Annotated in this window: 10 protein-coding genes; 6 read left to right on the top strand and 4 right to left on the bottom strand. The window is 62.2% G+C overall.

The genetic code is table 11. The annotated features are described in order from the left end of the window. Positions 1-12 precede the first annotated feature (12 nt). Genes ACR0EN_RS08080 through ACR0EN_RS08055 form a run of 6 tightly spaced genes read left to right on the top strand, consistent with a single transcriptional unit; the run spans position 13 to position 7,412 of the window. Entirely contained in the window at positions 13-1,254 is a 1,242-nt protein-coding gene (locus tag ACR0EN_RS08080) for an FAD-dependent oxidoreductase (RefSeq protein ID WP_170818258.1), read from the top strand. Between the two features lies 1 nt (position 1,255). Then, entirely contained in the window at positions 1,256-1,519 is a 264-nt protein-coding gene (locus ACR0EN_RS08075) for a sarcosine oxidase subunit delta (protein WP_170818259.1), read from the top strand. Further along, positions 1,519-4,356, top strand: coding sequence for a 2Fe-2S iron-sulfur cluster-binding protein (locus tag ACR0EN_RS08070; protein ID WP_170818260.1), 2,838 nt, complete (start codon positions 1,519-1,521; stop codon positions 4,354-4,356). The genes ACR0EN_RS08075 and ACR0EN_RS08070 overlap by 1 nt, the downstream gene beginning before the upstream one ends. Continuing rightward, complete coding sequence (locus tag ACR0EN_RS08065; RefSeq protein ID WP_480586102.1) at positions 4,356-4,907, top strand: hypothetical protein; 552 nt, start codon at positions 4,356-4,358, stop codon at positions 4,905-4,907. Before ACR0EN_RS08070 ends, ACR0EN_RS08065 begins: the two co-directional genes overlap by 1 nt. Next, on the top strand, positions 4,904-5,869 hold the full coding sequence (locus ACR0EN_RS08060) for a D-2-hydroxyacid dehydrogenase (protein ID WP_170509328.1): 966 nt from the start codon (positions 4,904-4,906) through the stop codon (positions 5,867-5,869). Before ACR0EN_RS08065 ends, ACR0EN_RS08060 begins: the two co-directional genes overlap by 4 nt. 4 nt (positions 5,870-5,873) lie before the next feature. After that, positions 5,874-7,412: a trimethylamine methyltransferase family protein gene (locus ACR0EN_RS08055; protein ID WP_170818262.1), complete on the top strand. Its 1,539-nt coding sequence runs from the start codon at positions 5,874-5,876 to the stop codon at positions 7,410-7,412. 42 nt (positions 7,413-7,454) lie between these two features. Here ACR0EN_RS08055 and ACR0EN_RS08050 read toward each other — a convergent pair whose 3' ends face one another. From ACR0EN_RS08050 to ACR0EN_RS08035, 4 genes are read right to left on the bottom strand one after another with little or no spacing between them, the layout of a single operon-like run. Then, positions 7,455-8,195, bottom strand: a complete 741-nt coding sequence (locus ACR0EN_RS08050) for an aspartate racemase/maleate isomerase family protein (RefSeq protein ID WP_170818263.1) — start codon at positions 8,193-8,195, stop codon at positions 7,455-7,457. Further along, positions 8,192-9,259, bottom strand: coding sequence for an aminotransferase class I/II-fold pyridoxal phosphate-dependent enzyme (locus tag ACR0EN_RS08045; protein WP_170818264.1), 1,068 nt, complete (start codon positions 9,257-9,259; stop codon positions 8,192-8,194). Before ACR0EN_RS08045 ends, ACR0EN_RS08050 begins: the two co-directional genes overlap by 4 nt. Then, the gene (locus ACR0EN_RS08040) at positions 9,256-10,908 is read right to left on the bottom strand and encodes a hydantoinase B/oxoprolinase family protein (protein WP_480586098.1); all 1,653 of its coding nucleotides are present in this window, start codon (positions 10,906-10,908) and stop codon (positions 9,256-9,258) included. Before ACR0EN_RS08040 ends, ACR0EN_RS08045 begins: the two co-directional genes overlap by 4 nt. After that, the gene (locus ACR0EN_RS08035) at positions 10,908-13,004 is read right to left on the bottom strand and encodes a hydantoinase/oxoprolinase family protein (protein WP_170818266.1); all 2,097 of its coding nucleotides are present in this window, start codon (positions 13,002-13,004) and stop codon (positions 10,908-10,910) included. Before ACR0EN_RS08035 ends, ACR0EN_RS08040 begins: the two co-directional genes overlap by 1 nt. Between the last annotated feature and the right edge of the window lie 13 nt (positions 13,005-13,017).

The following is a 13,017-nucleotide window of genomic DNA, read 5'->3' as shown; positions in this document are numbered from 1 at the left end:
AGGACAACAAAAATGCCGCTAAGGCTGCTGAAATACGGGCTATCCGCCGATTACCCTGTCACCGGAGACATTCCGGCCACGCCAGAGCTTAAATCCAGTTACGATGTGGTCATCGTAGGTGGTGGCGGCCACGGACTGGCCTGTGCCCACTACCTATCAAAGTATCACGGCATCACCAATGTGGCTGTGCTGGAAAAGGGTTATCTGGCGGGCGGCAACACCGCGCGGAACACCACTACCATCCGCTCGAACTACATCACCAAAGAGGGCATCGCGTTCTACAAGGAAGGTGTGCAGCTTTACGGGGAGATGAGCGAAGAGCTGGATTTCAACGTCATGTTCAGCCAGCGCGGTCAACTGACGCTGGCCCATACCGAGGCAACGCTACGCTCGTTCCATCTGCGGGCCGAGATGGGTAAACACGCGGGCACCCGGATCGAGGTCGTTGATGCACAGACGGTCAAGGACCTGTCCCCGCATCTGAATATGGATGAGGGCGGGCCGCTGGAAATCATCGGCGGTTTGTGGCACGCCGATGGAGGCACTGCGCGGCATGATGCGGTGGCCTGGGGCTATGCAGCGCAAGCCAGTAGGCGCGGGGTGGAAATTCATCAACGTACCGAGGTTGAAGGGTTCGACGCTGCCGGCGGCAAGATCACAAAAGTGCGCACCAATCGCGGTGATATCAGTGCCGGGCAGGTGATGATTGCTGTCGGGGGCATGAACTACGATATGGCGATGAAAGCCGGGGTAGAATTGCCGATCCGTTGCTATCCGTTGCAGGCGATGGTCACGCAGCCGCTGAAACCGTGGCTGCACACGCTGGTCAGTTCGGTCAGCCTGCACACCTATCTGGTGCAGTCATCGCGAGGCGAGATCGTGATCGGCGGTGGCTCGGACCCTTATCAGCTGTATTCCACCCGCTCGACACTGGACATGAAAGAACATCTGGCCGAAGGCGCGGTACATTTGTTCCCGTTCCTGCACGGGGTGCGTCTGCTGCGACAATGGGCCGGGATTACCGACATGACGCCCGATTACTCACCCATCATGGGTGCCAGCCCATTGTCCAACCTATGGCTAGATTGCGGTTGGGGCACCTGGGGGTTCAAAGCCACTCCGGTGGCGGGCAAGTACATGGCGCAGTCCATCGCCAACCAGAAGGTCGCGCCGATACTCGAACCCTTCACAATGGAGCGTTTCGCCACCTTTGATCTGCTCAATGAAATGGGCGCAACTGCCGCGAGCCACTGACATGAAGATCCTGATCTGCCCGATGAACGGGCCCCGCAATATTAGTGAATTCCAGAGCTTCGGCCCTCTGCGCGCCAACCCCGACCCGGATGCAACCAGCGATCAGGACTGGGCACGTCACCTGTTCCGTGCCAACAATTCACGCGGAACGCTGGTGGAATGGTGGCGGCACGTGCCCTCGAACTATTTCTTTCTGGCCGAGCGCAACGCCACCACGAACGAGGTGATCCGCACTTTTGACCCCTCAGAGCTGGAGCAAAGGTGATGGCCCGACTTCCCGCGCCCTGGGGCAACAGGATCAATCGAGATGCGCCGGTATCGTTCAGCTTTGAAGGGCAGGCGTTTCAGGGATACGAAGGTGATGTGATCGCCTCGGCTTTGGCCGGGAAGGGGAAGTGGATGCTGTCGCGCTCGTTCAAATACCACCGACCGCGCGGTGCAATGTCGATGGCGGGCACCGAGGCCGATACGCTGGTGCAACTGCCCTCGGACCCGAACGTGCAGGCCGACCGGCATCCGATTTCGGCAGGGCTGCAAGTTACGGCGCAGAACGTCAACGGATCACTGTCGCGAGACCGCGACGCATTCATGGACAAGCTGGGGCGATTCATGCCGGTGGGGTTCTATTATCGTACCTTCATGGGCCCGACGCGCAATAGCTGGCTGAAACTGTGGGAGCCGCTGATCCGCAAGAAGGCTGGGCTGGGCGTTCTGGATATCAACGCACCGAATGAAGACTACGAAAAGGCCAACCTGTTTTGTGACCTGCTGGTCGTCGGCGCGGGGCTGGCCGGGTTGACCGCCGCCATCGAAGCCGCCGAAGCCGGGGCTGACGTCATCCTGGCCGAGCAGGAGCCGGTATTGGGCGGCGCGCTGACCTATGGCCGCGATGTCGACAGGCTGTCCGACCTACTGGCGAAAGTGCAAAGTCTGCCGAACCTTCGCATCATGACCGATACAGTGGTGAACGGCTGGTTCGAGGACAACTGGCTGCCGCTGATCCGGGGCAACAAGCTGTTCAAGACGCGCGCGCGCGAGGTTCTGCTGGCCACCGGCTGCATCGAACAGCCCGCGATCTTCCGAAACAATGACCTGCCGGGCATCTTGCTGGGCACTGGCGCGCAACGGCTTATGCGGCACTATGGTGTGAAACCGGGCAAGCGCGCGGTGGTACTGGCCGCCAATCTCGACGGTTATCGGGTGGCGCTGGATCTGTTGGACGCAGGCGTAGAACTGGCGGCTGTGGTTGATCCGCGCCCCGGCGGCAGCGGCAGTGAGCTTGGCCAGCAACTGGCAACAAGGGGAACGCGTGTCATTCACGGCGCCGTGGGCGAGGCGCGTGGCAAGACCCATGTTACCGGCGTAGAGGTCGGAGGCGACTGGCTGGATTGCGATCTGTTGGTGATTTCGGTCGGCTATGCGCCAATGTGGCAACTGCCCTGTCATGCTGGCGCGAAACTTGGGTACAATGAAACGGCGGCGCGGTTTTCCCTGTCTCTGCCAGACGCTCCGCTGGGCATTGCCGGGGGTGTTGCCGGGGTCTTTGCGCCTGATGCGGTGGTGGCCGATGCGCAACGCGCGGCACAGACGGCGTTGACTCGTCTGGGGCTGCCAACCCGCGACATCGCGCAGGTTGAAGATGTCGAGGCTGCGTTGACGAATTTCGAACCGGCAATCGCCGGGCATCCCAAGGGCAAGGATTTTGTCGACCGGGACGAGGATATTCAGATCAAGGACCTGCAAAACGCGGTTAAGGAAGGCTATCGCGAGCTGGAGCTGATCAAGCGCTTTACCACAGTTGGTATGGGGCCGTCACAAGGGCGGCACTCGGCGCTGGCCACCGCCCGGGTGGTGGCCAAGGCGACCGACCGCACAATCGGGCAGATCGGCGTGACTACCGCCCGTCCGCCCTTTGGCCCCGAAACGCTGGGCGTGCTGTCTGGTCATCATCACCCGGCAGACAGGCGCACCGCGCTGCATCACGAACATATCCGGTTGGGGGCGGACATGCGCCCGGTCGGAGCGTGGTGGCGGCCTTATTTCTACGGCCCCAAACAAGACGCCAAGCGCCTTATCGAAGAAGAGGTGCATGCGGTGCGCAATGGGGTCGGCGTGCTGGATGTTTCAACTCTGGGCGGGCTCGAGGTGCGTGGCCCGGATGCGGGCGAATTCCTCAACCGCATTTACACCATGGCCTATAAAAAGCAGCCTGTGGGCCGTTGCCGGTACTGCCTGATGACAAACGAAATGGGCACGGTGATCGACGATGGCGTGGCGTATCGGCTGGCCGAGGATCTGTTCTATGTCACCGCCACCACCGGGGCCGTGGCGCGGGTTTATTCGGATATGTTGTTCTGGAATGCGCAGTGGCGGTTGGATGTGGATGTGCTGCACGTCACCTCGGCCTTCTCGGGCTTCAACATTACCGGTCCCAAGGCGCGCTCCGTGGTCGAGGCGCTGGACAGCGATATCGATTTCTCGCGCGATAGCTTTGCCTATCTCGACGGGCGCAGCGGCATGGTGGCCGGGGTGCCAGTGCGCGCCATGCGGATTGGGTTCACCGGCGAGTTGAGCTACGAGCTGCACTGCCCCACCAGCTATGCCCACACCCTGTGGGATGCGGTGATGGCGGCGGGTCACGCGCACGAGTTGCGCCCTTACGGGCTGGAAGCCAGCCGGATTCTGCGGTTGGAGAAAGGCCATATCCTGATTGGTCAGGACACCGACGCGCTGACCTCGCCGGATGAGCTGGGGTTCGAATGGGCGATCTCGAAGACCAAGCCGTTTTTCGTGGGCAAGCGCTCAACCGAGATGCGCCGAAACAAAGGCCTGCCGCGCAAGCTGGTCGGGCTGACATTCGACGGGCCAGATGTACCGGGGGAAAGCTGTCTGGTACTGAGGAATGATGTACCGGTGGGGCATGTGACCTCGGTCCTGTGGTCGCCGACGCTGAACACCCATATCGCGCTGGCATATGTGCATGGCGATGACGCTACGCAAGGATCGCAGGTCACGGTGAAGTGCCGCAATGGCAAGCGCGTCGTTGCAACTGTGCGCGGCCACACCTTTTTTGATCCTGAAAACAAACGGCAGGAGGTGTGATGATGCGAACCTATCCGCTTGACCCAAAGGGCGCTGCTGAAGGCACACTACTGGTTTCCGGGCAGATTATCGTGCAGGACCTGACCCATACGCCGCGTTTTGGCCTCAAGGGCCGAGGCACCGTGGCGTTTTTGCAATCGCAGGGCCTGAAGGTGCCATACGTCAACGAAACCGCCGATGGCCTTCTGCGTCTGGGTCAGGAAGAGGTGGTGGTACTTGATGCACCTGCCGACCTGTATGCCCGGTGGCAGGTCGCCGCCACGCCAAAGGGCTATTATTCCTGGCGCGAGGAAACCTGGGCCATGATGCACCTGACCGGCCCGCGCCTGTTCGATCTGCTGGCCAAGATTTGCCCGGTCGACCTGTCGCCCGGTGCCTTTCCAGTGGGAAAGATCGCCCAGACCCGCGTGGGCTATGTCGAGGCAATCACATGGCGCAACGACCGCAAAGGTATGGGGTTCGATGTCCTTTTCGACATCGCCGCCACTGCTTTTTTCGCCAACGCGGTAGCCATTGCAAGCGCCGAGTTCCAACCGGAGGTACCCGCATGAAATCCCCCACCGTGATCTTGCACACCGATAACCCCGACGCTGCCCGTGCGGTTCTTGCTGAAGGTCATCCCGATCTGCCGATCCACACCTGCGACAGCTACGAGGCGCTCACGGGTTTGATCGAGGATACAGGGGCTGAGGTTGTCTATTCCGTTCGCTTTGCGGGCACCCCCGGCTTTCCACGCGCAGCACTGGTCGAGAACCCGCAAATCAAATGGGCTTCGGTCGGCGGCTCGGGCACCGATCACCTGAACCCTTGGAACCCTGATGAGGTAACGGTGACAAATGCCGCCGGGGTCGCTGCCGATATGATGGCACAATATGCGCTGGGGGCGATGCTGCATTTCACGCTGGATTTCCCGGGCTTTCGTGCCGCGCAGGCGCGGCGGGACTGGATCGGCGGCAAAGTCGAGCCCATCGACAGCAAGACGGTGCTGATCATCGGCCTTGGCAAAACCGGAGAGGCTGTTGCGGCACGATCCAAAGCTATGGGGCTGAACACAATCGGTGTACGGGCCCGCCCGAAACCGACCCCCAACGTGGACGAGGTACACGGGATGGAGGCTTTGCCTGATCTCTGGCCACGCGCTGACTTTATCGTCGTTTGCGTACCACTGCTGGACAGCACGCGCGGTCTGGTCGGGGCGGAGGCTTTTGCCGCCATGAAACCGACGACGGTGATAATCGACGTCTCGCGAGGTGGGGTAATTGACGAAGCACCTCTACTGGCCGCGCTGGAACAGAACCGGATCAGAGGCGCGGCGCTGGACGTGTTCGTTACCGAACCGCTGCCTCAGGGGCACAGGTTCTGGGAACTGGACAACGTGATCGTCACACCGCACTGCAGCTCGGTCTATGACGGCTGGGATCTGAAATCGGTCCGCATGTTTTCCGAGAACCTGATGCGCTATCGCAAGGGCGAGGTGCTGAACAACATCGTAAATCCACAACGGGGATACTAGGTCAATGGCACGAGACAGACGCAGCGGCGGGCGACGCGGCAAATCCGGGCGCGCGGCGGCGGGAATCGAACAGCTGCCCTGGCAACAGGTGCGCAACAGCTATCCGCCGTTCGAGCTGTTGAACCCTGAACAGATGGATCAGCTGCATACAACCTCGATGCGCATTCTGTCCGAGGCCGGTATCCGGGTGATGGGCGACAATGTTATGGACATTTTCGAACGCGCGGGGGCCATCGTAGACCGCGACACCAAGACCATCCGTATGGACGAAACCATTGTCGCCGAAGCGTTGAAAACGGTGCCCTCGGAATTCACGCTGACCTCTCGCAACCGCGCGAAACAGATTACGCTGGGCGGCGATCATGTGAATTTTGGTTTGGTTGCTGGGCCGCCGAACGTACATGACTGTATCAATGGCCGCCGTCAGGGTAATTATGATGACTATTGCAACTTCATCCGGTTGGCGCATTACTTCAACGCTATCCATCTGATCGGCAATCAGGTGATGGCCCCGATCGAAATGCCCGCCAACAACCGCCATCTGGACACCTACAACGCCAACCTGAGCTATAGCGACCTGAGCTTTCACTGCACCGCTATCGGGCGCGGGCGGGCGATGGATGGCATCAACATGATGGCGATTTCGCGCGGTCAGAAACCCGAGGACATGCGCGGCGATCCGGGGGTGATCACAATCATTTCGGTGAACTCTCCGCGCCTGTTCGACGATGCCATGGGTGACGGCCTGATCGCGATGGCCGAGTATGGTCAACCGGTGACGGTCACGCCGTTCACTCTGATGGGGGCCATGACACCGGTCACGCTGCCTGCCGCGCTGGCGCAACAGAACGCCGAGGCGCTGTTCGGTGTGGTGCTGACGCAGTTGGTCAGCCCGGGAGCGCCTGTCATGTATGGCTCGTTCACCTCGAATGTGGACATGAAATCTGGGGCTCCGGCCTTTGGTACACCGGAGAATGCCAAGGCGAATATTGTCGGCGGGCAGTTGGCGCGGCGCTATGGCATTCCGTACCGGACATCGAATGCAAATGCGTCCAACGTGGTGGATTTGCAGGCGGCATACGAAACGATGATGGCCACCTGGGGCGCGGTTCTGGGAGGGGCTAATATCGTCTATCATGCCGCCGGCTGGCTTGAAGGCGGGCTGACCGCATCTTACGAGAAATTCGTTATGGATATCGAGATCATCCAGAACATGATGGAATTCCTCAAACCGATGAAATTTAACACGGATGAACTGGGCCTGGACACCATCAAATCGGTGCCCACTGGCGGCCATTTCTTTGGCGTCGATCACACGATGGAACGCTATGAAACCGCGTTCTACAAACCGATGCTGTCCGATTGGCAGAACTATGAAAACTGGGAGGCGGCCGGAGCCAAGGACGCCCTGCAACGCGCCACCGAGGTTTGGCAGCAGGCGCTACGCGAGTATCAGATGCCCGAGATGGACCCCTCTGTGCGTGAGGAGCTGGATGCCTATATCGCCAAACGCAAGGAAGAGATCGGCAGCGGCGAACCCTGATGGAATATCGGGGCAGGGGGGTCGACCGCTGCCCCGGTTCGGTTACAGCAGATCGAACAACCGGCCCGGCAGCGCCTCGTGGCGTGGCAGACCCAGCGCCCGCATCATGCAGAACATCATCGCCTGATTTGAGGTCACTACCGGCTTGTCCAGCGTGTCCTCGATCTGCGCGATGGCCTCGACTGCGCGCATGTCGGTGCAGCTGAGCACGACGGCTTGCGCGTCCGGGTGGTCTGCCTCACAGGCGAGGTCGTAAACCTCGTCCGGGGTCAGCTCTCCTTGTCCGTAATTGCCCAGCTCGCGGCCAACATCGGCGCAACGCACGGTTTCGATGTCGTTTGCGGCCATGAAATCCATCGCCTGCGTGTTGATCTCGCCCAGATAGGGCGAGGAAAAGCCCACTTTCGTCACCCCAAGCGCCTGAATGGCAGCGATCAGCGATCCGGCGGCTGTCAGCGATTGCGCTCCCGATCCGGCCTTGATCTGCTGCGCCAGATCGGCGTCGAAAGACGGTCCATGGGTCAGCGTGGCCGAGGTGCAGCCGTACAGCACCACATCTGGCCGCACGCCCGAAATCATCCGCAGATCGTGGCTGATGTCCGAGGCCCCAAGCCCCGCCATCTGGTCAGAACCGGGGATTTCATCGACATCATAACCACCCATGCGCTGGAAATGCACGGTGGTGTTCGGGCAGCGCATCAAGGCCATATCGGCCTCGAGGTTGGTGTTGGTGAAGGGCACCAGAACGCCGATCTTGGCCCGGGTACGCGTTTCGTGGCTCATGACGTTACCTTTCTCAGAACGGCCAGACAGCGATCCATCACCGGTGTGTTGCAGATCGTGGCGCGCAGGCAGTCGGACAGACCATAGCCGCCCATACCGCGCATCAGCAGTTTCTCGGCCCGTAGCGCGGCGTCGGCCTGTTGCGCCTGCTCGGTCGAGGCAAAGCGGATCAGCACGAAATTGGTGTGGCTGTCCGGCACGATCAGCCCCAGATCGCGGCAGTCCTCCGCGAACCGATCGCGAATGGTTGCCGTTTTCGCGACCACGTCCCGCATATGCGCCTGATCGCGCATCGCCGCCGCTGCCGCAGCCTGCGAGGCAATCGAGATATTATTGGGGTTCAGCAGCTTGCGCAGCTCTCCGGCGATACCCATGGGGAAATGGCCCCACCCGGCGCGCGCCCCGGCAAGCCCGTAAGCCTTGGAGAAGGTGCGGGTGATCACGGTATCCCCCCGATCAGCCAGCGCGAAAATCTCTGCTGGATCGTTGGCTTGGTCGGCGAACTCGGCATAGGCCTGATCGACCACCAGCAGCACGTCGCCGGGTAGCGCGTTGCGCAGGCGCAGGATCTCGGAATTCGGGATCAGGGTGCCGGTGGGATTGCCCGGATTACAGACGAACACGATACGGGTCGCCGGGGTGACGGCGGCCAGAACCGCGTCGACGGATACGGTCAGATCGACCTCCGGCGCGGCCACGTATTTGGCCTGCGCCTGCGCCGTGGCCGAGGCCACGAAGGCATAGCCATACTGCGTGCCCAGCACGTGATCGCCGGGCCCGGCAAAGGCGCGGATCAGGCAGCCGATCAACTCCATCGAGCCCGCGCCACACAGCACCCGCGCCGGGTCGACCCCGTGTACCCCGGCAATGGCCGCGCGCATGTCGGGCCATTCGGGATCGGGGTAGAGCGTCAGATCAGCCAGCGCTGCCTGCCCGGCCGCCACGGCGGACGGACTGGCCGAAAAGGCGCTTTCGTTCTGCGCCAGCGAGATGGTGCCTTCACCACCCAGATCGGCCAGCGCATAGGCGCCCATGGCGCCGACATGAGAAACCGGACGGATCATGCGTCACCTCCGTAGGCTTTGGCGCCCTCGGCGCTGACCAGACCGCGTTTGAGGTCCAGTGCCAGCGCGTCGGGGTCGCGGTCTGCCGGGTCGCCGAAACCGCCGCCGCCCGGGGTGTCGAAGATCAGGTAATCGCCACCTTCGACCCGCAGCTCTCCCTTGCCGGGAATGTCGCTGTCGCCATCACGGAACCGGATGCGCCCCGGCGCGCCGGGCTGGCCGCCCATGCGGCCCAGGGCGGGGAATTTCAGCCGCTCGACCGACAGGAACACGATGAAGGGCGCGCCGTTGGCCGATGTCATCTCGATCCGCTGCCCAAGCCCGCCGCGATACTTGCCCGCGCCACCGGAATCCGCGCGCAGCTCGCGTCGCCAGATGGTCACCGGCGCGACGCTTTCGGTGATCTCCACCTGCGAACCGAACACGCCCGAGGGGTAGGCGGTGGCTGACAGACCATCCGCATGCGGCCGTGCACCGGTGCCGCCATTATGTACCGGTTCCACTGCGAATTCGCGCCCACCGTCGCGGGCCACCTCGGGGGCGTGGCGCATGGGCAGGTCGAACATGCAGCTTGCGCCCTCGGCGGGCACTGCATCAGGCAGTGCCTGATGCAGACAGCCCAGCACCAGATCGGGTGTCACCTGACCCAGCGTGTGCCGCATCGCGACCGGCACTGGGCGCTGTGCGTTAAGGATGCAGCCCTTGGGGCCGTCGACGGTGAACGGCTCCAGCGATCCGGCATTGTTGGGGATGTCCGAGCCGACGATGCAGCGCAGCGCGAACACCGTATAGGCGGTGGCATAGTTCAGCGGCACGTTGATGCCCTTGCGCGAACAGCCCGAGGTGCCGGTGAAATCCACATGCATCCCCGATTTACTGACGGTCAGCGCGGCGTGCAGTTCCAGCTCATTCTCATAGCCGTCCATTTTCAGGACGTTTTTGTAGATACCTTCGGGCACCTCGGCGATGGCCTCAAGCGTGCCACGGCGCGAAGTGTCGATGATATAGGACCCCAGCGCATCCAGATCGGTCAGGCCGAACTCTTCCATCATCGAAACCAGCCGGTTCACCCCGGCCTCGCAACAGGCGATCAGGGCATAGATGTCACCCTCGTTGGCGATGGGCTCGCGGCTGTTGGCGCGGATGATGTCCAGCAGCAGCGCGTTTGGGGTGCCTTCCTCGACCAGTTTGCAGGGCGGAATCAGCAGCCCCTCGTCATAGATGTCGGAGCCTTCGGGGCCCATGCCCAGACCACCCAGATCAACTAGATGCGAGGTGCACGAGGTAAAGCCCACCACCTTGCCATCCTTGAACGCGGGCATCATCAACAGGAAGTCGTTCAGATGCCCCGAGGCCAGCCACGGATCGTTGGTCATGTAGATATCGCCCGGTTTCATGGTCTGAACCGGGAAGGCGGCGCGCAGATGCTGCACCGCTTCGGCCATGGTGTTAATATGGCCCGGCGTGCCGGTTACCGCCTGTGCCAGCATCCGACCATTGACGTCGAAAATCCCGGCTGAGATATCGCCGCACTCACGCACGATGGGGGAGAAGGCGGCGCGTATCAGGGTCTGGCCTTGTTCTTCGACCACCGCCAGCAGACGGTTCCACATCACTTGCAGGCGGGCGGGGGAAAGATCGGTCGTCATCATGCGCCTCCTTTCTGGTCCTGAACCAGGACGAGGTTTCCTATGGCATCCACATGGGCCGAGAAATCGGCCGAGACCAACGTTGTGGTCTGCGGTTCGTGGATCAGAGCGGGGCCGTGTACGTGATCGCCGGGGTTCAGGTCAGCCCGCGCCACGAATGCGGCCTGTTTCAGCGCCCCGTCCACATCGCAGGTGATCGGGCGAGTGTCGGGTGCGGTGATGGTCGTCAATGCAGGTGTTGCGGGCACTGGTGGCACGGCGCTGTCAAGGGTCGCGGCGCGCACCGCCCAGTTGAGAATCTCAATCTGCATCCCCGGCACCGGGCGTGAGAACTGCTTGCGATATTCTTCCTCAAAGGCGGTGGTCAGCGGTGCAATATCGTCTGCCGTCAGATGCCGGTCGGGCAGGGTGATCTCGATCTCGTGACCCTGACCGTTGTAGCGCATGAAGGCGGTGCGCTGGGTTTCGGTCGGGGCATCGCCCGCGCCCTGGGCAACCACGCCTTTGGCTTCGAAAATCATTGCGTCGAACAGCGCGTTGATCTCATCCATGTCCATGCTGTCCAACAACGAATAGCGCGAGCGGACGATTTCGAACGACACGGGTGCGAACAGGAAGCCCACGGCAGACCCCACGCCCGGATTGGGCGGGATTACAATGCGGCTGACCCCGGCGGATCGTGCCACCCGGCTGGCATGCAACGGTCCGTTGCCGCCAAAGGCAATCATCGTGCGTGGTCCAAGATCCTTGCCCGATTCCACCGCGTGCATCCGGCCCGCGCTGGCCATGCTTTCGTCGACGATGCGGCTGACGCCGTCGGCTGAGCCAACGGCATCGAGATCTAGTTTCGACCCGATCACCCGGCTCAGCGACTGTTTGGAGCCTTCGGGGTCCAGCTTGATATGCCCCTCGGCAAATGTGTCGGGCACGATGTAGCCCAGCGTAATGTCGCTGTCTGTCACCGTGGGCTCGGTGCCGCCGCGCATGAAGGCCACGGGTCCGGGTTCAGACCCCGCCGATTTCGGACCCACGGTCAGGCGTCCCAACCGATCCACCCCGGCGATGGAGCCACCGCCCGCGCCGATCTCGATCATCTCGATCACCGGGATGCGCACTGGCATGCCCGAGCCCTTTATGAACCGCGCGGCGCGGGCGATCTCGAACTGGCGCGAGGTCTGCGGGCGGGCCTTGTCGATCAGGCACAGCTTAGCGGTGGTGCCGCCAACGTCAAAGGACAGCACCTGATCCAGCCCGGTGCGGGCGGCGATGCGGGCGGCCAGAATGGCCCCTCCGGCGGGGCCGGATTCCACCAGCCGGATCGGAAAACGCGCGGCGGTGCGCACGGTGCACATGCCGCCGCCCGCCGTCATCATCAGGATCGGACAGGTCACGCCCTCGGCCTCGAACCGGTCGACGAAACGGGCCAGATAGGTCTGCATCAGCGGCTGGATATAAGCATTGGCAACGGTGGTGCACAGCCGGTCGAACTCGCGCGCCTCGGGGCTGACCTCGGACGAGATCGAGACGGTCAGATCGGGCCGCTTCTCAGCCAGCACATCGCGTAGGCGGCGTTCATGGGCGGGGTTGGCATAAGCGTGCATCAGGCAGATCGCTATGGCCTCTGCGCCGCTCGCGTCGATATCGGCCAGCAGTGCGTCGATGGCCGAGTCTTCGAGCTCGATCAATACCTGACCACCCGCCGACATGCGTTCGCGCACGGTCAGAGCACGCTCGCGCGGCACCAGCAGGTCAGGCTTCTCGAGGTTGATATCGTATTGCGAATAACGCCGCTCATACGCGATTTCCAGGATGTCGCGAAAGCCTTCGGTGGTCACCGTCGCCACCACCGTGCCGCGACGTTCGATCAGCGCATTGGTCGCCAGGGTGGTGCCGTGGATAAAGCCGGTCACCTGATCCAGCGTCCGGCCCGATTGCTGCATTACTCGCGCGGCCCCTTCCATGGCGCCGTCGGCAGGGTTCTGATGGGTGGTCAGGGTCTTGGTGGAGGCCAGGATTGTCTCTTCGCCAGAGACAAGGACCGTATCGGTGAAGGTGCCGCCAATATCGATGGCCAGGCGCAGCGTTTGAGTTGTCATGAGGTCTTCCGAA

The sequence above is a fragment of the Ruegeria sp. AB7 genome, assembly GCF_056542625.1.
The sequence above is the reverse complement of the archived record's forward strand: the minus strand, read 5'-3'. Positions and strand labels throughout refer to the sequence as shown.